The organism is Paraburkholderia monticola (assembly GCF_001580545.1).
Taxonomy (GTDB): domain Bacteria; phylum Pseudomonadota; class Gammaproteobacteria; order Burkholderiales; family Burkholderiaceae; genus Paraburkholderia; species Paraburkholderia monticola.
Genome location: NZ_LRBG01000001.1, coordinates 469,352 through 491,409 on the forward strand (window position 1 = coordinate 469,352; position 22,058 = coordinate 491,409).

Consider the following 22,058-nt stretch of genomic DNA (forward strand, 5'->3'; position numbering starts at 1 on the left):
TGCCGCCCGCGCAGACCCGCTTACAGCGCGTTAAACCGATTCACCGAGCTGATCGAGAATGGCCGGGTTCTCGAGCGTCGACACGTCCTGCGTGATTTCCTCGCCCTTCGCGAGCGAGCGCAACAGACGACGCATGATCTTGCCCGAGCGCGTCTTCGGCAGGTTCTCGCCGAAGCGGATGTCCTTCGGCTTGGCGATCGGACCGATCTCCTTGCCGACCCAGCTGCGCAGTTCGTTCGCGAGCTTCACCGCCTCTTCGCCCTGCGGACGCGCGCGCTTGAGCACGACGAACGCGCACACCGCCTCGCCGGTCGTCGCATCGGGGCGGCCCACCACCGCGGCTTCGGCGACGAGCGGGTTGGCGACCAGCGCCGACTCGATCTCCATCGTGCCGAGACGATGGCCCGACACGTTCAGCACGTCGTCGATGCGACCCATGATCGTGAAGTAGCCGGTCTCCTTGTCGCGCACCGCGCCATCGCCGGCGAGGTAGAGCTTGCCGCCGAGCTCGTCGGGGAAATAGCTCTTCTTATAGCGGTCCGGGTCGCCCCACACATTGCGCAGCATCGCCGGCCACGGACGCTTGATCACCAGAATGCCGCCCTGCCCGTTCGGCACGTCCTGCCCGGTTTCGTCGACGACCGCGGCCATGATGCCCGGCAGCGGCAGCGTGCACGAGCCCGGTACGAGCGGGGTCGCGCCCGGCATCGGCGCGATCATGTGACCGCCGGTCTCGGTCTGCCACCACGTATCGACGATCGGACAACGGCCGCCGCCGACGTTCTCGTAGTACCACACCCACGCTTCCGGATTGATCGGCTCGCCGACCGTGCCGATGATGCGCAACGTCGACAGGTCGTAGCTCTTCGGATGCACTTTCGCGTCGGCCTCGGAGGCCTTGATCAGCGAGCGGATGGCGGTCGGCGCCGTATAGAACAGCGTGACCTTGTGCTTCGCGATCATCTGCCAGAAGCGACCGGCGTCCGGATAGGTCGGCACGCCTTCGAACACGACCTGGGTGCCGCCGAGCGTCAGCGGCCCGTACGTGATGTAGCTATGCCCCGTGATCCAGCCGATGTCGGCGGTACACCAGAACACGTCCGAGGGGCGCCAGTCGAAGGTCCACTTCAGCGTTTGCGCGGCCCACAGCAGATAGCCGCCCGTGCTGTGCTGCACGCCCTTCGGCTTGCCGGTCGAACCGGACGTATAGAGGATGAAGAGCGGATGCTCGGCGTCGACCCACTCGGGCGTGCATTGATCCGACTCGCCCTGGGTGAGTTCGTGCATCCACAGGTCGCGCGCCGCGTCCCACGCGACCTTGCCGCCGGTGCGCTGGTACACGATCACGCTCTTGACCTTCTCGCAGCCGCCGAGCGCGAGCGCTTCGTCGGCGATGTTCTTCAGCGGCAAGGCCTTGCCGCCGCGCATCTGTTCGTCGGACGTGATCAGCGCGACCGCGCCGACGTCGACGAGCCGCTCGTTCAGCGACTTCGACGAGAAGCCGCCGAACACGACCGAGTGCGTCGCGCCGATGCGCGCGCACGCCTGCATCGCGACGATGCCCTCGATCGACATCGGCATATAGATGACGACCGGGTCGCCCGTCTTCACGCCGCGTTTTTTCAGCGCGTTCGCGAAGCGCGATACGCGTTGCAGCAGGTCCTGATAGGTGACGTTGGTGACGGTGCCGTCGTCGGCTTCGAAGACGATCGCCACGCGAGCGCCGTTGCCGGCTTCGACATGACGGTCGATGCTGTTATACGACGCGTTGAGCTGGCCGTCTGCGAACCACGTGTAGAACGGCGCCTTCGATTCGTCGAGCACTTTCGTGAAAGGCTTCTGCCAACTCAGCGTCTCCTTCGCGAGACGCCCCCAGAAGCCTTCGTAGTCGCGCTCCGCTTCGGCGGCAAGCGCCCGGTACGCATCCATGCCGGAGATCGTGGCGCCTTTCGCGGTGTCAGCGGAGGGCGGGAAAACACGGTGTTCCTGAAGAACCGATTCAATCGCAGACATCGACAACCCCTTGGTGAAGATGAAACGTAAAACCTGTGCCGGCACGGATCGCACGCGCCGGTCGTATCCTGTTCGAGCCGCCACGAGCGGCGCTGTCTCCCACCTCGCGATGCCGTCCAACGCGTGCGCGTGCGGCATCGCAACAACCTTGCATGCGGGCGATCTGCCAGATCGTATCCCGCGTCAGGCTTAACCATAAGCGCCGCAACTTACCGGCCACTTACGCGCATCGTGTTGATCCGCAAGCGAAAACCCTTAGATCGCCAATGCCATCGACGCCGCCGCGCGTTGATCAGACGAGACGCGCGCGGCAAAGATCGCGCGGCCTACGCACGTCCTACGCGCGTTTTGCGCACGCTTTACAGTTACGCTCGCTCGCCCAGCCTCTTACAATGCTAACTGAACTAGCCGTCCGGATTCCAGCTTGAATCGCTACGCCCTGCTTCTCATTACCTCGATGCTGCTGGTCGGCAGCAATGTCGGAATCGGTAAATCCATCGTCGCCTTCGTCCCTGTCCCGCTGTTCGCGCTGCTGCGCTTCGTGATCGCGATGGCCGTGCTATGGCCGCTCCTGCGCGTGTCCAAACTGCGCCGCGTCAAACGCGACGAATGGATCAACCTGTTTTTGCAGGCACTATTCGGCACCTTCGGCTTCACGCTGCTGATGCTCAACGGCGTCGCGCGCACGAGCGCGGTCGCGGCGGGCGTGATCACGAGCACGATCCCGGCGGTCGTCGCGCTGCTGTCGTGGCTGATCCTGAAGGAGCGGCCGGATGGCCGCGCGCTCGCGTCGATCGTGCTGGCGATCGTCGGCGTCCTCGTGATCAATGTCGCGCATGTCGAAGCGGGCGCGAAAGCGGCGGCCGCCACCGGCTCGCTCGCGGGCAACTTCATGGTGCTTGGCGCCGTGTGCTGCGAATCGTTGTACGTCATCCTGTCGCGCCGTCTCACGCAAACGCTCGCGCCGATCGACATCTGCGCGTACACGCATCTGTTCGGCCTGCTGCTGATGCTGCCGCTCGGCGCCGGCGCGCTCGCGCATTTCGACTATCGCGCGGTGCCCTCGAGTGTCTGGATGCTGGTGCTGTGGTACGGACTGTCGGCCAGCATCTTCTCGTTCTGGCTGTGGATGAAGGGCATCCGTCACGTGCCGGGCAGTCTCGCCGGCGTGTTCAGCGCGGTGCTGCCGGTCGCCGCGGCGCTGTACGGCATCGTGTTCCTCGACGAGCGGCCCACGCTCGCGCACGGCATCGCGCTCGCCTGCGTGATCGCCGGCATCGGCCTCGCAAGCATCAAGGCGCGCAACGTGCCGCCGGTCGCATCCTAGGGCCTGTTCACGCTCATAGCGGGTCTGGCGGGCGCACTGCCCGCCGCGAAGCATCGGATCCGGGCGACGCTGTACAATAGCGCGCCTGTCGCGAGTCTCGCCGCCCCTGGTGGCCGCGCCCCGCACCGCCGTCGGCGGCTGGCCTCGTATTCCGTCACCCGCGCTTCATCTGACCGTTGCCTATGTCCGCTCCGCGACCCGCTTCCGCCCGTCCGCGCCGCCCAATGCGCGCGCTGCCCCACCTCGTTTTCATGAGCCGCTGGCTGCAGGTGCCCCTGTATCTCGGGCTGATCGTCGCGCAGGCGGTCTACGTCGTGCTGTTCCTGAAGGAAGTCTGGCATCTGGTCACGGATTCGATGCGGCTCGACGAAACCAGCATCATGCTCGTCGTGCTGAGCCTGATCGACGTGGTGATGATCTCGAACCTGCTGATCATGGTGATCATCGGCGGGTATGAAACGTTCGTGTCGCGACTCGGTCTCGACGGTCATCCGGACGAGCCGGAATGGCTCGATCACGTGAACGCCGGCGTCTTGAAAGTCAAACTCTCGATGGCGCTGATCAGCATCTCGTCGATCCATCTGCTGAAGACCTTCATCAGCCCCGACCAGAACACGACGCACACGATCATGTGGCAGGTGATCATCCACGTCGCGTTCCTCGTGTCGGCGCTCGTGATGGCATTCGTCGACCGACTCACCACGCACACGCACCCCAAACATGTCGAAGAGCCCGCGGCATTGCACGCCGTGGGCGGCATCAAGGTTTCCACTCCCATGAAGGCGCAAGACTGACCGCACCGCGCTGCGATCCGACAACAAGCGCCACTCCCCACTGAGCTAGCCATGACCGTCATCAAACAGGAAGACCTGATTCAGAGCATCGCTGATTCGCTGCAGTACATCAGCTACTACCATCCGCTCGACTACATCGAAGCGCTCGGCCGCGCTTACGAGCTGGAACAGAGCCCGGCAGCGAAGGACGCGATCGCTCAGATCCTGACCAACAGCCGCATGTGCGCCGAAGGCAAGCGCCCGATCTGCCAGGACACCGGCATCGTCACGGTGTTCGTGAAGGTCGGCATGGACGTGCGTTGGGACGGCGCGACGATGGGCGTCACCGACATGATCAACGAAGGCGTGCGCCGCGGTTACCTGAATCCGGACAACGTGCTGCGCGCATCGATCGTGAGCCCGCCCGAAGGCGCGCGCAAGAACACCAAGGACAACACGCCGGCCGTGATCCACTACGAGATCGTGCCGGGTAACACGGTCGACGTGCAGGTCGCGGCCAAGGGCGGCGGTTCGGAGAACAAGTCGAAGTTCGCGATGCTGAATCCGTCGGATTCGATCGTCGACTGGATTCTGAAGACCGTGCCGACGATGGGCGCAGGCTGGTGCCCGCCGGGCATGCTCGGCATCGGCATCGGCGGCACCGCTGAAAAAGCGATGGTGATGGCGAAGGAATCGCTGATGGACCCGATCGACATTCAGGACGTGATCGCCCGCGGCCCGCAGGACTGGATCGAAGAACTGCGCGTCGAACTGCACGAGAAGGTCAACGCGCTCGGCATCGGCGCGCAGGGTCTCGGCGGTCTGTCCACCGTGCTCGACGTGAAGATCATGGCCGCGCCGACGCACGCCGCGTCCAAGCCGATCGCGATCATCCCGAACTGCGCTGCCACGCGCCACGCGCACTTCACGCTGGATGGTTCCGGCGTCGCCAAGCTCGAAGCGCCGTCGCTCGACGCATGGCCGAAGGTGCACTGGGAGCCGAACACGGAAACCAGCAAGCGCGTCGATCTGAACACGCTGACGCCGGAAGAAGTGGCCGGCTGGAAGCCGGGCCAGACGCTGCTGCTGTCGGGCAAGATGCTGACGGGCCGCGACGCGGCGCACAAGCGCATCGCCGACATGCTCGCGAAGGGCGAAAAGCTGCCGGTCGACTTCACGAATCGCGTGATCTACTACGTCGGCCCGGTCGATCCGGTGCGCGACGAAGCGGTCGGCCCGGCGGGCCCGACCACCGCAACGCGGATGGACAAGTTCACCGAGACGATGCTCGCGCAAACGGGCCTCATTTCGATGATCGGCAAGGCCGAGCGCGGCCCGGTCGCGATCGAGGCGATCAAGAAGCACAAGGCCGCGTATCTGATGGCCGTCGGCGGCGCCGCGTACCTCGTGTCGAAGGCGATCCGCAGCGCCAAGGTGCTCGCGTTCGAAGACCTCGGCATGGAAGCGATCTACGAATTCGACGTGCAGGATATGCCGGTCACGGTCGCCGTCGATTCGAACGGCACCTCCGTGCACCAGACTGGCCCGAAGGAATGGCAGGCCAAGATCGGCAAGATTCCGGTCGCCACGGCTTAATGATTCGCAATTGACGCGACTCAGGTCGGCCGAAAAGCCGGGACCACGGTCCCGGCTTTTTTATTGCCCCGCATCATGCGTTCGCGACGCGGCACACGAAAGCCACCAACACTGCCAAAAGTTGTGTCGGATTTCTTGGCTTTTTGGGGTATGGCGTTTATTGTTGTTGGAAATTCAAGGTCCCCGAAAAAGGAAATAACATGCAAGGCGACAAGAAGGTCATCGAATATCTGAACGCTCAGCTGAAAAACGAGCTGACCGCAATCAACCAGTACTTCCTGCATGCGCGGATGTACGGCCACTGGGGCCTCGAGAAGCTCGGCAAGCACGAGTACGACGAGTCGATCGGCGAAATGAAGCATGCCGACCTGCTGATCGAACGCATCTTCGTGCTCGACGGTCTGCCGAATCTGCAGGACCTGCACAAGCTGCTGATCGGTGAGGAAACCAAAGAGATCCTCGAATGCGATCTGAAGCTCGAACAGATTTCGCAAACCACCTGCAAGGAAGCGATCGCGTACTGCGAGTCGGTGCGCGATTTCATCTCGCGCGAAATCTTCACGACGATTCTCGACGACACCGAAGAGCACATCGACTGGCTCGAAACCCAGCTCGATCTGATCGACAAGGTCGGTATCCAGAACTACCAGCAAAGTGCGATGGGCTCGGTCGAGTCCTGATCGAAGCACGCTGAAGGATCCCGTGCGGGCGATATACTTGCGCGCTTGTTTGCGCAGCGCGCTGGTTTGCCCGCGCTAGTTTCCCGCGCTGGGTCCCCCTTTTCGCCGACCGCCCCGTCACGCTCGTTTTCTTCGCCTATGCCCGCCGCCTCGCCGTCCCCGACTGTCCGCAGTGTTGCCGCTGGCGCCGCATCGCAGGCGCCGATCGGTATTTTCGACTCGGGGCTCGGCGGACTGTCGGTGATGCGCGCGGTGCGCGCGCACCTGCCCGACGAAGCGCTGCTGTATGTCGCCGACTCGCTCTACGCGCCCTACGGCGAGCGCGACGACGACTTCATCACCGACCGCACGCTCGCCATCGGCGAATGGCTCGCCGCGCAAGGCGCGAAGGCGCTGGTGGTCGCCTGCAATACGGCGACCGCGCAGTCGATCGCGCTGGTGCGCGAAAAGCTGCCGATTCCGCTCATCGGCGTCGAGCCGGGCATCAAGCCCGCCGCGCTGCAATCGAAAAGCCGCGTCGCGGGCGTGCTCGCGACCCAGGCGACGCTACGCAGCGTCCGCTTCCAGGGGCTGCTCGAACGTTATGCCGCCGATTGCCGCTTTCTGTGCCAGCCCGGCCACGGGCTCGTGCAGGCGGTCGAGCGCTGCGACATCGGCTCGGCCGAGCTGCGCGCGCTGCTGCGCAGCTACCTCGAGCCGATGCTCGACGCGGGCGCCGACACGCTGGTGCTCGGCTGCACCCATTACCCGTTTCTCGACGCGGCGATCCGCGACATCGTCGGCGAGCGGCTCGCGCTGATCGACACGAGCGTGGCGATCGCGCGTCAGCTCGAACGCGTGCTCGAGCAGCACGGCCTGCGCGCCGCCACGCCGGTCGCGGACACGCCGCTGCCGCGTTTCTACTCCACCGACGACGGCATCCACCAGCAGCAACTGGCCGCCACGCTGCTGCAGATCGAGGCAGCGGTCGAGCAGGTGCTGATACCCTCCCGCCGCACGGCCGCACCGGATTCCCGGGCCGCCTAGCACCTCGGACTGGCGCGCCCGGTGGCGGCGCTCGCCGCCCTTCCGTCCGACGAAATCCATTCTAAGAGGCTGGTTTTGTTACAAAAAATCGCACAGGACGCTTGCCAAACGGCCCAAACAAAATGATAATAATTCGCATTAACGTTAGCTATGACGCCTGCCATGATTGTCTGTGTCTGCAAATCCGTTTCCGACCGCACAATCCGCTCCTCGATTGCGGACGGCATCGATTCGTTCGACGAGTTGCAGTTTGAACTCGGCGTCGCTTCCTGCTGCGGCAAATGCGAGGAATCCGTACGCGACGTGATGCTGCAAAGCGGCGTGTGTGCGAGCCGTTGCGGTGTCGGCGTCGTCGAGCATCAGCAGGTGCAGACCGTCGCGCAGGTCGTTCAAGTCTCGTTCTACGAGCGCAAGGCAGCCTGAGTTCCACTGGCGGGGACGCGGCGCGAGCCGGGTCCCGTGCGTCCAGGCGCCCTCTGCTTCACGCCTATTCGATGTCACGGTCGATGCGACATTGAATGTGCCGCATGTCCGCAACACACGCGCAGTACAGTCCGCCGTACCGCGTTATCCCACTGCCGTCAGCAAGCCAGTATTCGTACCAGCCAGCTACCCCGCTCATCCTTGAAAAGGAGTTCGAGATGGAATTGCTGATTGGTTTCGTGACTACTTTGTTCATTTCGCTGCTGATTTTCCGAACATGACGATGCCCTGTCCGACGCGCCGCCGCGGCCGCGCGCTGCCACACTGACCATGCAGGCTCCGCATCCCGTTTCCGCAGGCGCCCCGCTTGCGTCGTCGTCCGACCGACCGAATTCCCGCGCGCTGACCGCCACTGCCGTGGTCGCAGCGGTTCACGTCGCACTGCTTGCCGTGATCATGACGCTGCGTCACGAGCCTGCGCAGGTCGCGATCGAATCGCACGTGATGAGCGCCGAACTGCTGCCGCCCGCGCCGCTCGCCGCGCCGGTGGCGCTGCAATCGATCGCGCCGCCACCGCCCCAGCCGACGCCGCCCGTCCATACGAAGCCGAAAGTCCAGCCTAAGCCGACGCCGACGCCCAAGCCGACGCCGACTCCGTTGCCCGAAGCCGCCGCGCCGTCGCAGACACCGGTCGCCGCGCCCGATCCGACGCCACCCGCACCCGCCGCCCCGGCGACGCCGCCCGCCGCGGCAGCCCCCGCGATCGGCAAGCAGACGATGGAAGTCAGCGCGCCGAAGAACGTGTCGCACGTCGAATGCAATATCGCCCAGCCGGACTACCCCGCGCTGTCGAAACGGCGCCACGAAACCGGCACCGCGTCCGTGCGCTTCGTCATCGGCCTGAGCGGCAAGCTCGAAAGCATCGAACTGGCGAAGAGCAGCGGCGTTAGCCGCCTCGACGACGCCGCGGTGGCCGCCGTGCATGCCAGCGCCTGCAAGCCCTATCTCGAGAACGGCCAGCCGATTCGGGCCGTATTCACCCAGCCTTTCAACTTCAATCTGACCGACTGAAGCAAGATTTCAAAAACAAGGAATTGCAATGCAAAACTACGGATTGGCGCACGTGTGGGCGCAAGGGGACTTCGTGACGCGCGGCATCGCGCTCGCGTTGTTGATCATGTCGGTGATGTCGTGGAGCGTGATCGTCGTCAAAGGCTGGAACGTGATGCGCCTGAAGCGTCTGACGAAGAATGCCGAGCAGGCGTTCTGGCATTCGGACGACCTCGCCGACGGCGTGAAGAAGCTCGGCGGCGGCGCCTCGACGCCGAACCACAACCCGTTCCTCGCACTCGCGCTGTCGGGCCAGGAAGCGGCCGACCATCATCACCAGACGCAGCCGCATCTGCATGACCGTATGGACGTGTCGGACTGGATCACGCGCTGCCTGAAGGACACGATGGACGAAAGCGTCGCGCGCATGCAGAGCGGTCTCGCGATTCTCGCGTCGATCGGCAGCACGGCCCCGTTCGTCGGCCTGTTCGGCACCGTGTGGGGCATCTATCACGCGCTGCTCGCGATTGGCGCGAGCGGCCAGTCGTCGATCGACCAGGTCGCCGGCCCGGTCGGCGAGGCGCTGATCATGACCGCGTTCGGTCTGTTCGTTGCGATTCCGGCCGTGCTCGGCTACAACGCGCTCACGCGCGCCAACAAGGCGATCGTCGCGAAGCTCTCCCGCTTTGCGCACGGCCTGCATGCGTTCTTCGTGACGGGTGCGCGCCTGTCGTCGAGCAAGCGCGGCGACGGCCTGCGTCTGGCGACCCGCGCCAACTGATCGACGAGGCATTCCAATGGCAATGAGCCCTTTCGCCGGAGACGATGACGACGGCCTGATGAATGAGATCAACATGACGCCGCTCGTCGACGTGATGCTGGTTCTGCTGATCGTCTTCATGGTGACGATTCCGGTGATTCGTCACGCGGTCAAGATCGATCTGCCGCACGCGAGCAGTCAAAAGGAAGACACGAAGCCCGCGCAGGTGACGGTGTCGATCGATGCGGACGGCAACGTGCTGTGGGACAACGCGAAGGTCGACGACGCGGCCCTCAGTGCGAAGATCGCCGCGGCTGCGCAGACGAGTCCTCAGCCGGAACTGCATCTCGATGCGGACCGCAAGGTGCCGTACGAGAAGGTTGCGCAGGTGATGTCGGCCGCGCAGGCAGGCGGGCTGACGAAGATCGGCTTCGTCACGCAGCCGAAAGCGAAGTAATGGATAACGCGGCACGCGGAGCAAGACGCGCGTCCATGTAAAAAAGCCCTTGAAACAGGGCCAAAAAGTAAAAGGCCTTCATCGTCGGATGAAGGCCTTTTTTTGTGCGCACTCGGCGCCTTCGGGCGGCGGGGTCATTTGCCATCGGCCGAAGACTGATAGCTTTTGTCACCGCATGCGACGGCCGTGGTCGACACGGACAGCGCGGTCAGCCCTATCAGGCCCGCTATGATAGCGGCCATGAGTTTTCGCATAGGAGACTCCTTAGCGAAAGGGATTTCACTATATTCCTGTGCGCCCGCGCATTCAAGCAAACGGCCATTGAAAGTAGTGATGACAGGCCACGCTTAAATGCTAAAAACGATTTGCTTCGCGCGATAGTGGTTCGAGGCACGCCACCTTGCCCGCTTCGGGTAGCAGCGAACGCCTCACGAAACCACCGCCGAAGCAAGGGCGGAAGCCGCTGCAACCGATCCCTGCGCCACCGTCCTCTGTCCGTGCACCGGACATTCGCCCATGATGTGCTTGCCCTGGTCCGGATCGAGCATCTCGACCAGATAATCGACGAACGCGCGCACAGCCGGCACCATCCCCTGACGCGAGACGAACACCGCATACAACTGCGGCGTCGGAAAGCTCCAGCCCGGCATCACCGGCGACAATTGCCCCGCTCGCAGCGCGGCCCCATACATCATCTCGGGCAATGCGGCGATGCCGACACCGGCCAGCACCGCCTCGCGGATCGTCATCAGATCAGCGGTCACGAGGCGCGGCTCGTGCTCGTGGGCATGGCGCGTGCCGTCGGGCGAGATCAGGTTGTAGACGTGGCGACCGTCGCTCGTCGGCACGTCGAGCGTTTCGAAGCGGTTCAGATCGGCGGGCGTGAGGGGCGGCGCATTCTGCTGCAGCAGGCTCGGCGCGCCGACCAGCATCTGCTCGGTGCGCCACAGCGGCCGCACGACGATGTTCGCGTTCTCCGGCGGATCGGAGCGCACCCGCAACGCGACGTCGATCGAATCTTCGAACAGGTCGACCACGCGATTCGTCACGCGCATCACGACGCGCACTTCCGGATAACGGTGCATGAATTCCGGCAGGATCTGCGAGAGGATCGTTTGCGAGATCGTGACCGGCACGCTGACGCGCACCGTGCCGCGCGGCGACGAGCGCAGTTGCTGCACGACGTTGACCGCCGCCTGCGCCTCGCTGAGCATCGCCTGACAGTGTTGATAGAACAATTGCCCCGCTTCGGTCAGCGCGAGCTTGCGTGTCGAGCGCTGCAACAGGCGCACGCCCAGCGACGCCTCCAGCTCCGTGAGCCGGCGCGACAGCCGCGACTTCGAAATGCCCAGCACCCGCTCGGCGGCGGAAAATCCGCCATGTTCGACGACCTGCGAAAAGTACATCAGGTCGTTCAGATTGTGTGAATCGATCTTCATCTCATCGTTCCATTTTTAGAACAATCCATTGCTGGGGGGCGGCTGGCACCGCGAAAAACGGTCCCTATAATAGCTCCATGTTTCAAAAATAATGCTATTCCCCATTTTTCGAGGTGATATTGATGAGTACGTCACGCACGATCGAACGCACGTTTCCGTCGGTTCGCACGGTTGAAGGCGGCGGATTTATTGTCCATCGGCCGTTTCCGACGCGCCTGTTGATGGATTTCGATCCGTTCCTGTTGCTCGACGAAATGGGGCCGGTCGACTACGCGCCGGGCGAGGCCAAGGGTGCGCCCGATCATCCGCATCGCGGCTTCGAAACGGTCACCTACGCACTCGAGGGTCAGTTCGGCCACAAGGATTCGGCGGGTCATTCGGGCACGCTGCATCCCGGCGACGTGCAATGGATGACCGCGGGCGCGGGCGTCGTGCATAGCGAAATGCCTGACCCGGAATTCATGCGCACCGGCGGTCGCGTGCACGGCCTGCAGCTTTGGGTGAATCTGCCGCGCCGCGACAAGATGATCGCGCCGCGCTATCAGGAGATCCCGTCGGCGCGCATTCCGGTCGCGACGTCCGAAGACGGCAAGATCCGCGTGAAGGTCATCGCGGGCGAGGCGCTCGGCGTCAAGGCCGCGATCGAAACACGCACGCCGATCCTGTATCAGCATTTCTCGCTGCAGCCGGGCGCGACGATCCGCCAGCCCGTGCCGGCCGACTATCGCGTGTTCGCGTATGGCCTGTCCGGCAAAGGCGTGTATGGCGAAGGCGACGCGCGTGCCGACTTCGACGCGCGCACGATGGTCGTTTTTGCCAACGACGGCGACGCGGTGACGCTCACGGCCGGCGAGGAACCGCTCGAAGTGCTGCTGCTCGGCGGCGTGCCGCTGAAGGAGCCGGTGGTGCGCTATGGTCCGTTCGTGATGAATACGGAAGACGAGATCCGTCAGGCGGTGATCGACTACCAGGCGGGACGCATGGGCACGATTGCGCACTGATCGACCCGAGCAGGCACTGACACGCCAGCACGCAACGCGTGTCATTGACGCCTGTCGACGGGTGTGAACGCGCGCCAGCGCGTTCTTAAGCGCCGCGAAACCGCCCGCCTCGGGGCGCGAACGCGGCTAAATTCGTTCACAATAACGGCTTCATGTCGCGCGGCGCGCGTTGCTTGCCACGGGCCGCGACGCGCGACACTTGTTCATCCCCTGCACAGGAGCGCGCATGACAGAGCCCACCGTCACCGCCCACATCGGTTCGACGAATTTCCAGGTCGTGTTCGACGACGGCAAGCACACTTGGCTCGCCGACGAACCCGAATCGCTCGGTGGCGGCGACCGCGGTCCGACGCCCGTCTCGCTGCTGCTATCGAGCCTCGGCGCGTGCACGTCGATCACGCTGAAGATGTACGCGCAGCGCAAGGGCTGGCCTCTCACGGGCGTACGCGTCAAACTGTCGATGGAGACCGGCGACGCGGGTTCGACGATCGACCGTCAGATCATCCTCGAGGGCGAGCTGTCCGACGAGCAGCGGGAACGGCTTTTGCAAATTGCCAATGCGTGCCCGGTGCACAAGATCCTCACGCACACGATCTCGATCCGCTCCGCGCTTGCCGTCGCGTGAGGCCACGCGTATCGCAACATTTTCATAGGACGCAGTCGTCTTGAATTTCGAACACCTCATTCAGATCAACGATCCGTTGAATCCCTTCGTCGAATCGATGACCCGCGCGCAGTTGTGGGAAGGACTCGTGCTGCGCGCCGAGCAGCCCCAGCTGTTCGTGATGGGTCTCGATAGCTGCACGATCCTGTCGCGTGACGGCAACGTGCTCGAGCGCGAGCTGCACTACGGCCAGGCGACCGTGCGCGATCGCGTCACGCTGCAGGAAAGCGAGAGCGTGCGCTACGACATCCTGCCGACCGCCGAGTACGTCGGCGGCTCGCTGACGATGACGATCGAGCAGCCCGACGATCTGCAGCTATTCCTGCGCTTCGAGTACGCGACCACCCTGCCCGTCTCGACCGATCAGGACGCCGTGCAGACGCAGGAGATCGTCAAGTCCGCGTATCGCGAGAACGATATCGACACGGTGCGGCTGATCCGCCAGTACGTCGCGGCCAAACAGGAACCGGGACCGTTGCATTGAAACTTTGCGCGGGCGCTCTGCCCGCGCTCTCGCGGGGCCATGTCCAGGATGGCCCCCATTGAGCCGTCATCGAGCTGCACTTTCATTTAGCTATCAGAAGTCGAATCCGATCAATTTCGCGAGCTTGTAAATAGGAATAGTTATCATTTAGAATCATTTCATCGAATCGACGAACAAGCTAAAACGAATGACCGATATGACTCGCTCCTCCACGCTCAGCCTGCGCCGCTCGGCGGCCGCGCTAACCAGCCGCCCGAAGTCGTCGACGACGGTCGCACCCGTCGCGAAACCCACCGCGGAGCGCGTCACCGGCTCGGGCGAGACATCGGAGCGGGTCGTGCGCAGCGATGCGCTGCTGCAAGGTCATACTCACATCAGCATCGTGCACAACGGCGAGACGTACCAGCTTCGTGCGACGCGCCTCGGCAAGCTGATCCTGACGAAGTAACGACGCAACACGAAGTAAGTACCGGGTATTGTGGGGACCACCTCCCAGAGAGGTGTTAGGCATTAGCCAGCCACGACGGCTTGCACGCGAGAATTAGACCCCTTCGTGCAGACACCAAGCCAGCCGTCGCAGCAAGCCAGGCCGCTTTTTTTGGTTCTCACACGTTGAAATGAAAAAGCCGTGGGATGCTCGACATCCCACGGCTTTTCTCTTTGTGCTCGCGCCTGCGTTCGCGCGCCACCCGGCTTAGCGCATTACTTCGACGCCCAGCCCCAGAACATCAGCCACCACGCGCTGTTGACGACCGCCAACGCGGCGACGAACCACAGCATCGCCAGCGCGCGCTGTACGAAGCGCTCGCTATAGCGGCGCGTGACGAGCCACGCGAGCCATGCGCTCCACGCGCTCGCAATCACCAGAATCGCGATGCGCAGATCCGACGCCCACCACAGCGACACGTGTTCGGCGCGCAGCAGCGACAGCGTCGTCGCCGACAAACCGAGGAACACGCCCGCGCCCGCGATCGGAATCAGCCCCTGGGTCAGATGATGCAGCCGCGTGGCGTTGAAACGCCCGAGCATGCGCGTCGCCCCCGTCAGTAGCAGCAGCAGCGCGGTGCCGTAGACGAGCGCCGTCGCGAGGATATAGCCGATCAGCAGCGAGCCGTCGAGCCACGAGAACACGTCGTTCTGATCGGGGTAATGCGTGAACAGGAACCACGGCGCATTGGTGTCGAGCGGCCACGTGATGTCGTGATCGACGAGCCATGTCGCCGAGAACATCTTCAGGTCGATGAACCAGCGCGACGCGGTCCAGTGGAACGCGCCGATCGCGATGCCGAGCAGGCCGTACAGGATCAGCGCGGTGTCCCACGGGTTCGCTTTCTTGTCGCCCAACTGCACGACTTCCGTCGAGGGCTTGCGCCACGTCAGCGCGATCGCGTCGCGGTGACCGCTGCAGCGGCCGCACATATGGCAATCGGCCGCGCCCTTCATGTTGCGCAATGGCACGAGCGGCGCGCAGTTGATCGGAATCACCCGATGCCCATGCTCGCCATTTTTGTACGAGCGGCGCCAGGCGTCTTCGTCGACCTTGTAGTGAAACGGCGCGAGCCGGGACAGAAGCGAAAAAACCCCGTTGACGGGGCACAGGTATTTGCACCAGACGCGCTTCTCGCGTCCGTACAGCAGACCGATCACGATCGCCGCGAAGGTCGACCCGCCGAGCACCAGCAGCACCGCTTTCGGATACTGGTAGACGCTCACCATCTGCCCGTAGATCGTCGTGATGCCGAATGCGACGAAGGGCCAGCCGCCCCAGCGCATCCAGTGTGGAATCGCGCGGCCGCGGCCGAATTTGCTCGCGAATTCGGCGAGCGCGCCTTCCGGGCACAGCACGCCGCACCAGACGCGGCCGAGCATCACCATCGACAGCAGCACGAACGGCCACCAGATGCCCCAGAACACGAACTGTGCCGCGAGCGTCAGGTTGTTCCAAAGGTGCGCAGTGTCGTCCGGCAACGGCATCAGCGCCGGGACGATGATCAGAAACGCGTACACCGCGACCACGATCCACTGGATGCCACGGATCACCGCACCGTGGCGTTGCATCCATTGGCCGGCCGCCGCGAGGCGACCCGGCCGGGGAGCCATCACGGCGCTCATGCCGCGCGCCCCGCCGTCTGCTGCGCGGGTTTGCGATTGGCGCGACGCACGAGCAGATAAACGACCGCCCAGTACACGCCATAGGCAATCAGGTTCATCAGCGCCGGATGCGCGCGATAGCCGGTCAGCGTGGCGACGAGCGAACCGACCGTGCTCGAATCATCGAGGATCGCCGACGAGTTCCACAGCTGATCGACGAGCGTCGGCAGGATTTCCTTGTCGATCAGCTTATCGACGCCGGTCTGGAACAGACCCGCGCCGAGGAACAGCAGCATGATTTCGGTGACGCGGAAAAAGAGTCGCCACGAGATGATCTTGCCGCCGAGTTGCAACACATAGAAGGTCAGGAACGCGAGCGCGAGGCCGATCACGACCGCCAGCATCTGACTGCCGTCGACATGGCCCGACTGGCCGAAGCCGAGGCCGTATAGGAAGATCACCGTCTCGCTGCCTTCACGCGCAATCGCGAGTGCGACCAGCACCGCGACGCCCCACCAGTTCGAATCGCGCTGGCTCTTCTGCAGCGACTGTTCCATCTCGCGCTTCAGCGTGCGGCCGTGCTGCTTCATCCACAGCACCATCTGGACGATCAGCACGCAGGCGACGAGCACCATCGCGGTCTGGAAGTAGTCCTGCGCATCGCCGGAAAGCACCTCGGTGAAGCCGACCAGCGCCGCGCCGAGCGCCACCGCCGCGATCACGCCCGCCGCCACGCCGCCCCACAGGTACGGCAAGCCGCGGCGCGCGTCGGCGTCGCCATTTTTCAACCACGCGTAGAGGATGCCGACGACCAGCAGCGCCTCGACGCTTTCCCGCCACACGATGAACAGAATCTGACCCATTCAAGCTCTCCCTTCGATCCTTCCACTGCCCGCTTCCGTCGCCTCGCGGGAACGACAGCGCTTGCTTCGCGCGGCGCCCTCAGTTCGCGTTCGATCGCGACCACTGCTTACTTCGCGACGATCACGCCCTGTGCCTGCTGGTGGAAATCGTCGAAAAACTTGTATTCGCCCGGCTCCAGCGGAGCGATCACGACGAACGAATCGGCGCCTGGCGCCAGCACTTTTTCTTTACGCAACTGCACGCTTTCGAATTCGGCCGCGCCCTTGCCGGTGTTACGCACTTCGATCTTGATACGCTGTCCCGCCGGCACCTCGATGCGGGCCGGGTTCAGCTTGCCGTCGTTCATTTCGAGCTTGAAGGTCGGCAGGTCGGCTGCGTGAGCCATGGCCGCCAGACAAAACGTGGCGGCAAGCATCGCGATCTTTCGGTTGATTCCCATTGGCCTTTCCGGAAAACACGACGCGCCGACGCCGGGTGTGACACCGAACGTCCGCGCGCCGTCTGCTGCATTCACTGATACGTTGATCGGTCGCGTTGACACCGCGCGCCGATCAGTACCCGCCCTTCTTGCCGATGCCGGCGAAGGTGAAATCATATTCGAGCGTGATCGGCTTGAACCACGGACCCACGCCGGTTTCCTTGTCGATGTGGCGGCCGAACGCCATATGGCCCATCTGCATCGGGGGTTCGACGATCAGCTTCAGGTGGTACTTGCCGGGACCTTGCAGCTTGACGTTGTCGCCGTAGTGCGGACCGTCGTTCGCGACCATCGGCATCAGGTCGCCCTTCAACGGCTGGTTCGAGCCGGCCTTCGTCAACTCGTAGTGCACCTGCAGATACGGCATCCAGTCGCCTTCGGCGAAACCGGTCGGATTGTTCTTGACTGCGTGGATGTCGGACTCGAGGTGGATGTCCGAATCCGACGCCTTGCGCATCATGCCTTCGGGTTCCATCGTGATCGGCTGCAGATAGACCGCGCCGATTTCCATGCCGCCCTGGATCTGCTGCTTGCCGATCGGATACTCGGCGGCCGAGGCCGACAGCGCCGCGACGGCGGCAACCGCTGCCGCACCGCCGCGCACAAAGGAAGAAATCCGCATTGAAACTCCTTGTTTTTATCAGACTGGAATCGATTTCATTGGAACAGAGCGCTAGCAAGCCAGATGCAGATTTAAATGCGAACCATTCTCAATATTGGTTGAGTTTATCATCGATCGCTGACGAGAACAAACGGGCGCGCACGCTCGGCCTGATGCCGGCAGGGTCTTAAGGCTCGCTTAAGAAAGCCAGAGGCCGACGCGGGAAATAGAGACGGGATCAATCAGGGTCATGGTGCCCGAGTCGACAGCGCGAGCGGGAGCTTAAGCGCCCGCTGCGCAGACAAAGCGCGGCGAATGGCCGCGTCCTTTGACGATGAACACAAGCGAGGGATAAACGCGTTTGTTACTCGATGCCCGACACGTGGTCGCCGACGTTCGCGCCGAACACACGTTGACGCAGCAGCGCCAGCTGGTCGCGGGTCTGCGCGGCCTTCTCGAATTCGAGATTTTTCGCGTGCTCCATCATCTGTTTTTCGAGGCGCTTGATTTCCTTGGCGAGCTGCTTCTCGGACATGTCCTCGAACTTTGCGCGGGTCTGCTGCTCCTTCAGCTCGGCGCGCGCTTCGTCGACGTTGTAGACGCCGTCGATGATGTCGCGAATCCGCTTGACCACCCCGCGCGGCGTGATGCCGTTCGCGGCGTTGAACGCGATCTGCTTCGTGCGACGCCGCTCGGTTTCGTCGATCGCGCGACGCATCGAGTCCGTGATTTTGTCCCCGTACAGGATCGCCTTGCCGTTCACGTTACGCGCCGCCCGGCCGATGGTCTGGATCAACGAACGCTCGGCGCGCAGGAAGCCCTCCTTGTCCGCATCGAGAATCGCGACGAGCGATACCTCCGGAATGTCGAGCCCCTCACGCAGCAGGTTGATGCCGACCAGCACGTCGAACGCGCCGAGACGCAGATCGCGGATGATCTCGACGCGCTCGACCGTGTCGATGTCGCTGTGCAGATAGCGAACCTTGATGCCGTGGTCGGCCAGAAACTCGGTCAGTTGCTCGGCCATCCGCTTGGTCAGCGTCGTGACCAGCACGCGGTCGCCGGCCTTGATGCGCTCGTTGATCTCGCCGAGCACGTCATCGACCTGGGTGCGCGCCGGCCGCACCTCGATTTCGGGGTCGACGAGGCCGGTCGGACGCACCAGCTGTTCGGCGACCTGCCCCGAAGTCTTCTTTTCGTAGTCGGCGGGTGTCGCCGACACGAACACGACCTGGCGCATCTTGCGCTCGAACTCGTTGAACTTGAGCGGCCGGTTGTCGAGCGCCGACGGCAGCCGGAAGCCGTAGTCGACCAGGTTTTCCTTACGCGCGCGGTCGCCGTTGTACATGCCGTTCAGCTGACCGATCAGCACGTGCGATTCGTCGAGCATCATGATCGCGTCGGGCGGCAGGTAGTCGACGAGCGTCGGCGGCGGCTCGCCCGGCGCCGCGCCCGAGAAGTGCCGCGAGTAGTTCTCGATGCCCTTGCAGAAACCGAGTTCCTGCAGCATTTCGAGGTCGAAGCGGGTGCGCTGCTCGAGCCGCTGCGCCTCGACGAGCTTGCCTTCGCTATAGAAAAACTCGAGCCGGTCGCGCAGTTCGGTCTTGATGGTTTCGACGGCGCGCACCACGGTGTCGCGCGGCGTCACGTAGTGCGACGACGGATACACGGTAAAGCGCGGAATTTTCTGCCGCACGCGGCCGGTGAGCGGATCGAAGAGCTGCAGCGTTTCCACTTCGTCGTCGAACAGCTCGACGCGCACCGCCATTTCGGCGTGCTCGGCCGGGAAAATATCGATCGTATCGCCGCGCACGCGAAACGAGCCGCGCTGAAAGTCGGCCTCGTTGCGGCTGTACTGCATCGCGATCAGCCGCGCGATGACGTCGCGCTGGCCGAGCCGGTCGCCGGTGCGCAACGTGAGAATCATCTGGTGATATTCGGACGGATTGCCGATACCGTAAATCGCCGACACCGTCGCCACGATCACGACGTCGCGCCGTTCCATCAGGCTCTTGGTCGCCGACAGCCGCATCTGCTCGATATGCTCGTTGATCGACGAGTCCTTCTCGATGAACAGGTCGCGCTGCGGAACGTACGCTTCCGGCTGGTAGTAGTCGTAGTACGAAACGAAGTACTCGACCGCGTTGCGCGGGAAGAACTCGCGGAACTCCGAGTACAGCTGCGCGGCGAGCGTCTTGTTCGGCGCGAACACGATCGCCGGGCGGCCGAGCCGCGCGATCGTGTTGGCCATCGTGAAGGTCTTGCCGGAGCCGGTCACGCCGAGCAGCGTCTGGAACGCAAGACCGTCACCGACGCCTTCGACGAGCGTCTCGATGGCCGTGGGCTGGTCGCCGGCGGGCGGATACGGCTGGTAGAGCTGGAACGGCGAACCTTCGAACGTGACGAATCTGGATTCGTCGAGCGTGTCGTCGGCTTCGGTCAGATGGTGTTCGGACATGAGGGGCGGCACCGGGCCTTGGGCAAAGAATCATTCTAACGGGTTGCGGAACGCGACGATCGAGCGGGCTTACGCAGGGCGGGGCCGGGCGCCGTGGCGGGCGCATGTCGTGGCCCTTTGCGAAAACGGCGCTTTGCGTTGCGCGCCTTGCCCGGTTTGCCCGGTTTGCGGCTTCGTCAAAGCCATGTCGACTCGAATTCCTTACTGCGACATGGCCCCGTGGTGCCTGTTTTTCAAGCAAAAAATTCCCTTTTGCCCGTCTGACGCGCCGAAAAATGCGCCCGGATTCGCTACAATGCCAAGCTGCGCTCGCTCGCCGCTGCCCTCAGGCCGTCCCCGTTTTCGCGTTCTGGTCGAACTTTCGCCAGCCGTGTGAAACGCCGTCGTGGCCCCAGCTGGAGCCGCCCGCGTGCGAAGCCGCCCTCTTTTCACTACTGCTGCCCACCCATCATGTCTCTGTTCTCCGCCGTCGAACTTGCTCCCCGCGACCCGATTCTGGGCCTGAACGAAGCTTTCAACGCCGATACGCGCGCCACCAAGGTCAACCTCGGCGTTGGCGTGTATTTCAATGAAGAAGGCAAGATTCCGCTGCTGCGCGCCGTGCGCGACGCGGAAAAGGCCCGCGTCGATGCCGCGCTGCCGCGCGGCTATCTGCCGATCGAAGGTATCGCCGCTTACGATGCCGCCGTGCAAAAGCTGCTGCTCGGCAACGACTCGCCGCTGATCGCGGCCGGCCGTGTGGTCACGGCGCAGGCGCTCGGCGGCACGGGCGCGCTGAAGATCGGCGCGGACTTCCTGAAGCGCGTCAATCCGAGCAGCAAGGTCGCGATCAGCGACCCGAGCTGGGAAAACCATCGCGCGCTGTTCGAAGGCGCGGGCTTCGTCGTCGAATCGTATCCGTACTATGACGCGCAGACGCACGGCGTGAACTTCGACGGCATGCTGAGCGCGCTGAACAGCTACGCGGCAGGCACGATCGTCGTGCTGCACGCGTGCTGCCACAACCCGACCGGCGTGGATCTGAGCGTCGAGCAGTGGAAGCAGGTGGTCGAGGTCGTCAAGGCACGCAACCTCGTGCCGTTCCTCGATATCGCCTACCAGGGCTTCGGCGACAACATCGAAGCGGACGCGGCAGCCGTGCGTCTGTTCGCGGCGCAGGAACTGAACGTGTTCGTGTCGTCGTCGTTCTCGAAGTCGTTCTCGCTGTACGGCGAGCGCGTCGGCGCGCTGTCGATCATCACTTCGAGCAAGGAAGAAGCGGCACGCGTGCTGTCGCAACTGAAGCGCGTGATCCGCACCAACTACTCGAACCCGCCGACGCACGGTGGCTCGGTGGTCGCGGCGGTGCTCGCGTCGCCCGAACTGCGCGCGACGTGGGAAAGTGAACTGGGCGAAATGCGCGACCGTATCCGCGCGATGCGCAACGGTCTGGTCGAGCGCCTGAAGGCAAGCGGCGTCGATCGCGACTTCGGCTTCGTGAACGCACAGCGCGGCATGTTCTCGTACTCGGGTCTGACGGCACCGCAAGTGGACCGTCTGCGCGAAGAGTTCGGTATCTATGCGGTCAGCACGGGCCGCATCTGCGTGGCCGCGCTCAATACGCGCAACCTCGACGCGGTCGCGAACGCGATTGCTCACGTGTTGAAGTAAGACCAGTCACAGCGCGGAGGTTTGCCGCGCCAGTGCCGTGTGTAGAAACGGCGCCCTTTTCAGAAAAGTGAAATGAACCCCAAAAGTTGGACACCCGTCCATGCTTTTGGGGTTTTTTCATGAGCAAACACAGCGAGCAATTCAAGCTGGAAGTTGTAAAGCAGTATCTGTCTGGGTCGATGAGTGTCAAGGAGTAGTGCACGTGCTGTGAGACCGGCAACCT

Annotated in this window: 21 protein-coding genes; 14 read left to right on the forward strand and 7 right to left on the reverse strand. The window is 63.6% G+C overall.

What is annotated here, in order from left to right; translation table 11 throughout:
- Positions 1–30 precede the first annotated feature (30 nt).
- The gene (acs, locus tag CI15_RS02045) at positions 31–2,013 is read right to left on the reverse strand and encodes an acetate--CoA ligase (RefSeq protein ID WP_062123910.1); all 1,983 of its coding nucleotides are present in this window, start codon (positions 2,011–2,013) and stop codon (positions 31–33) included.
- A gap of 424 nt (positions 2,014–2,437) precedes the next feature.
- On the opposite strand from acs, the gene CI15_RS02050 reads away from it, so the two are divergent.
- The 9 genes from CI15_RS02050 (at position 2,438) to CI15_RS02090 (ending at position 10,105) form a co-directional block, all read left to right on the forward strand.
- Complete coding sequence (locus CI15_RS02050) at positions 2,438–3,340, forward strand: DMT family transporter (RefSeq protein ID WP_062123797.1); 903 nt, start codon at positions 2,438–2,440, stop codon at positions 3,338–3,340.
- A gap of 224 nt (positions 3,341–3,564) precedes the next feature.
- Complete coding sequence (locus tag CI15_RS02055) at positions 3,565–4,134, forward strand: TIGR00645 family protein (protein ID WP_062123799.1); 570 nt, start codon at positions 3,565–3,567, stop codon at positions 4,132–4,134.
- 51 nt (positions 4,135–4,185) lie between these two features.
- Complete coding sequence (locus CI15_RS02060; protein ID WP_062123801.1) at positions 4,186–5,709, forward strand: fumarate hydratase; 1,524 nt, start codon at positions 4,186–4,188, stop codon at positions 5,707–5,709.
- Between the two features lie 200 nt (positions 5,710–5,909).
- Complete coding sequence (gene bfr / locus CI15_RS02065) at positions 5,910–6,389, forward strand: bacterioferritin (RefSeq protein ID WP_062123803.1); 480 nt, start codon at positions 5,910–5,912, stop codon at positions 6,387–6,389.
- A gap of 138 nt (positions 6,390–6,527) precedes the next feature.
- Positions 6,528–7,415 (forward strand): glutamate racemase, encoded by an 888-nt coding sequence (gene murI / locus CI15_RS02070; protein WP_062123805.1) that lies wholly within the window; start codon positions 6,528–6,530, stop codon positions 7,413–7,415.
- A gap of 162 nt (positions 7,416–7,577) precedes the next feature.
- Positions 7,578–7,838 carry a (2Fe-2S)-binding protein gene (locus CI15_RS02075; protein WP_062123912.1) on the forward strand — a complete coding sequence of 87 codons (261 nt, stop codon included), beginning with the start codon at positions 7,578–7,580 and terminating at the stop codon, positions 7,836–7,838.
- A gap of 330 nt (positions 7,839–8,168) precedes the next feature.
- Positions 8,169–8,909, forward strand: a complete 741-nt coding sequence (locus CI15_RS02080) for an energy transducer TonB (protein WP_062123807.1) — start codon at positions 8,169–8,171, stop codon at positions 8,907–8,909.
- Between the two features lie 28 nt (positions 8,910–8,937).
- The gene (locus CI15_RS02085; RefSeq protein ID WP_062123809.1) at positions 8,938–9,669 is read left to right on the forward strand and encodes a MotA/TolQ/ExbB proton channel family protein; all 732 of its coding nucleotides are present in this window, start codon (positions 8,938–8,940) and stop codon (positions 9,667–9,669) included.
- A gap of 16 nt (positions 9,670–9,685) precedes the next feature.
- Positions 9,686–10,105, forward strand: coding sequence for an ExbD/TolR family protein (locus CI15_RS02090; protein WP_062123811.1), 420 nt, complete (start codon positions 9,686–9,688; stop codon positions 10,103–10,105).
- A gap of 428 nt (positions 10,106–10,533) precedes the next feature.
- Here CI15_RS02090 and CI15_RS02095 read toward each other — a convergent pair whose 3' ends face one another.
- Positions 10,534–11,544 (reverse strand): LysR family transcriptional regulator, encoded by a 1,011-nt coding sequence (locus CI15_RS02095; RefSeq protein ID WP_062123813.1) that lies wholly within the window; start codon positions 11,542–11,544, stop codon positions 10,534–10,536.
- Positions 11,545–11,666: 122 nt separating this feature from the next.
- Between CI15_RS02095 and CI15_RS02100 the strand changes: the two genes are divergently transcribed.
- The 4 genes from CI15_RS02100 (at position 11,667) to hemP (ending at position 14,141) form a co-directional block, all read left to right on the forward strand.
- Positions 11,667–12,545 (forward strand): pirin family protein, encoded by an 879-nt coding sequence (locus CI15_RS02100; protein WP_062123815.1) that lies wholly within the window; start codon positions 11,667–11,669, stop codon positions 12,543–12,545.
- 226 nt (positions 12,546–12,771) lie between these two features.
- On the forward strand, positions 12,772–13,170 hold the full coding sequence (locus CI15_RS02105) for an OsmC family protein (RefSeq protein ID WP_062123817.1): 399 nt from the start codon (positions 12,772–12,774) through the stop codon (positions 13,168–13,170).
- A gap of 40 nt (positions 13,171–13,210) precedes the next feature.
- Complete coding sequence (locus CI15_RS02110) at positions 13,211–13,693, forward strand: SRPBCC family protein (RefSeq protein WP_062123819.1); 483 nt, start codon at positions 13,211–13,213, stop codon at positions 13,691–13,693.
- Between the two features lie 187 nt (positions 13,694–13,880).
- Positions 13,881–14,141, forward strand: coding sequence for a hemin uptake protein HemP (gene hemP, locus CI15_RS02115; RefSeq protein ID WP_062123821.1), 261 nt, complete (start codon positions 13,881–13,883; stop codon positions 14,139–14,141).
- A gap of 254 nt (positions 14,142–14,395) precedes the next feature.
- On the opposite strand, the gene CI15_RS02120 is transcribed toward hemP, so the two are convergent.
- From CI15_RS02120 to uvrB, 5 genes are all read right to left on the reverse strand, one after another.
- Positions 14,396–15,805, reverse strand: a complete 1,410-nt coding sequence (locus CI15_RS02120; RefSeq protein WP_062123823.1) for a 4Fe-4S binding protein — start codon at positions 15,803–15,805, stop codon at positions 14,396–14,398.
- A complete protein-coding gene (locus tag CI15_RS02125) occupies positions 15,802–16,647 on the reverse strand; it encodes an FTR1 family iron permease (RefSeq protein ID WP_062123825.1) in 846 nt (281 codons plus the stop codon). The genes CI15_RS02120 and CI15_RS02125 overlap by 4 nt, the downstream gene beginning before the upstream one ends.
- Positions 16,648–16,754: 107 nt before the next feature.
- Complete coding sequence (locus CI15_RS02130; RefSeq protein WP_062123827.1) at positions 16,755–17,087, reverse strand: cupredoxin domain-containing protein; 333 nt, start codon at positions 17,085–17,087, stop codon at positions 16,755–16,757.
- 112 nt (positions 17,088–17,199) lie between these two features.
- Positions 17,200–17,748 carry an iron transporter gene (locus CI15_RS02135; RefSeq protein WP_062123829.1) on the reverse strand — a complete coding sequence of 183 codons (549 nt, stop codon included), beginning with the start codon at positions 17,746–17,748 and terminating at the stop codon, positions 17,200–17,202.
- 343 nt (positions 17,749–18,091) lie between these two features.
- Positions 18,092–20,185, reverse strand: coding sequence for an excinuclease ABC subunit UvrB (uvrB, locus tag CI15_RS02140; RefSeq protein WP_062123831.1), 2,094 nt, complete (start codon positions 20,183–20,185; stop codon positions 18,092–18,094).
- A 450-nt stretch (positions 20,186–20,635) separates the two neighbouring features.
- Between uvrB and CI15_RS02145 the strand changes: the two genes are divergently transcribed.
- Positions 20,636–21,835 (forward strand): amino acid aminotransferase, encoded by a 1,200-nt coding sequence (locus tag CI15_RS02145; RefSeq protein ID WP_062123833.1) that lies wholly within the window; start codon positions 20,636–20,638, stop codon positions 21,833–21,835.
- The last annotated feature ends 223 nt before the right edge of the window (positions 21,836–22,058 follow it).

Bases quoted from the DNA above. Each gene is read 5' to 3' on its own strand.
- CI15_RS02130 (WP_062123827.1), bottom strand. From the start codon at position 17,087: ATGGGAATCAACCGAAAGATCGCGATGCTTGCCGCCACGTTTTGTCTG.
- CI15_RS02090 (WP_062123811.1), top strand. From the start codon at position 9,686: ATGGCAATGAGCCCTTTCGCCGGAGACGATGACGACGGCCTGATGAAT.
- CI15_RS02120 (WP_062123823.1), bottom strand. From the start codon at position 15,805: ATGAGCGCCGTGATGGCTCCCCGGCCGGGTCGCCTCGCGGCGGCCGGC.
- CI15_RS02085 (WP_062123809.1), top strand. From the start codon at position 8,938: ATGCAAAACTACGGATTGGCGCACGTGTGGGCGCAAGGGGACTTCGTG.
- CI15_RS02100 (WP_062123815.1), top strand. From the start codon at position 11,667: ATGAGTACGTCACGCACGATCGAACGCACGTTTCCGTCGGTTCGCACG.
- CI15_RS02080 (WP_062123807.1), top strand. From the start codon at position 8,169: ATGCAGGCTCCGCATCCCGTTTCCGCAGGCGCCCCGCTTGCGTCGTCG.
- CI15_RS02125 (WP_062123825.1), bottom strand. From the start codon at position 16,647: ATGGGTCAGATTCTGTTCATCGTGTGGCGGGAAAGCGTCGAGGCGCTG.
- CI15_RS02105 (WP_062123817.1), top strand. From the start codon at position 12,772: ATGACAGAGCCCACCGTCACCGCCCACATCGGTTCGACGAATTTCCAG.
- CI15_RS02145 (WP_062123833.1), top strand. From the start codon at position 20,636: ATGTCTCTGTTCTCCGCCGTCGAACTTGCTCCCCGCGACCCGATTCTG.
- CI15_RS02055 (WP_062123799.1), top strand. From the start codon at position 3,565: ATGCGCGCGCTGCCCCACCTCGTTTTCATGAGCCGCTGGCTGCAGGTG.
- acs (WP_062123910.1), bottom strand. From the start codon at position 2,013: ATGTCTGCGATTGAATCGGTTCTTCAGGAACACCGTGTTTTCCCGCCC.
- hemP (WP_062123821.1), top strand. From the start codon at position 13,881: ATGACCGATATGACTCGCTCCTCCACGCTCAGCCTGCGCCGCTCGGCG.
- bfr (WP_062123803.1), top strand. From the start codon at position 5,910: ATGCAAGGCGACAAGAAGGTCATCGAATATCTGAACGCTCAGCTGAAA.
- uvrB (WP_062123831.1), bottom strand. From the start codon at position 20,185: ATGTCCGAACACCATCTGACCGAAGCCGACGACACGCTCGACGAATCC.
- CI15_RS02060 (WP_062123801.1), top strand. From the start codon at position 4,186: ATGACCGTCATCAAACAGGAAGACCTGATTCAGAGCATCGCTGATTCG.
- CI15_RS02095 (WP_062123813.1), bottom strand. From the start codon at position 11,544: ATGAAGATCGATTCACACAATCTGAACGACCTGATGTACTTTTCGCAG.
- CI15_RS02075 (WP_062123912.1), top strand. From the start codon at position 7,578: ATGATTGTCTGTGTCTGCAAATCCGTTTCCGACCGCACAATCCGCTCC.
- murI (WP_062123805.1), top strand. From the start codon at position 6,528: ATGCCCGCCGCCTCGCCGTCCCCGACTGTCCGCAGTGTTGCCGCTGGC.
- CI15_RS02135 (WP_062123829.1), bottom strand. From the start codon at position 17,748: ATGCGGATTTCTTCCTTTGTGCGCGGCGGTGCGGCAGCGGTTGCCGCC.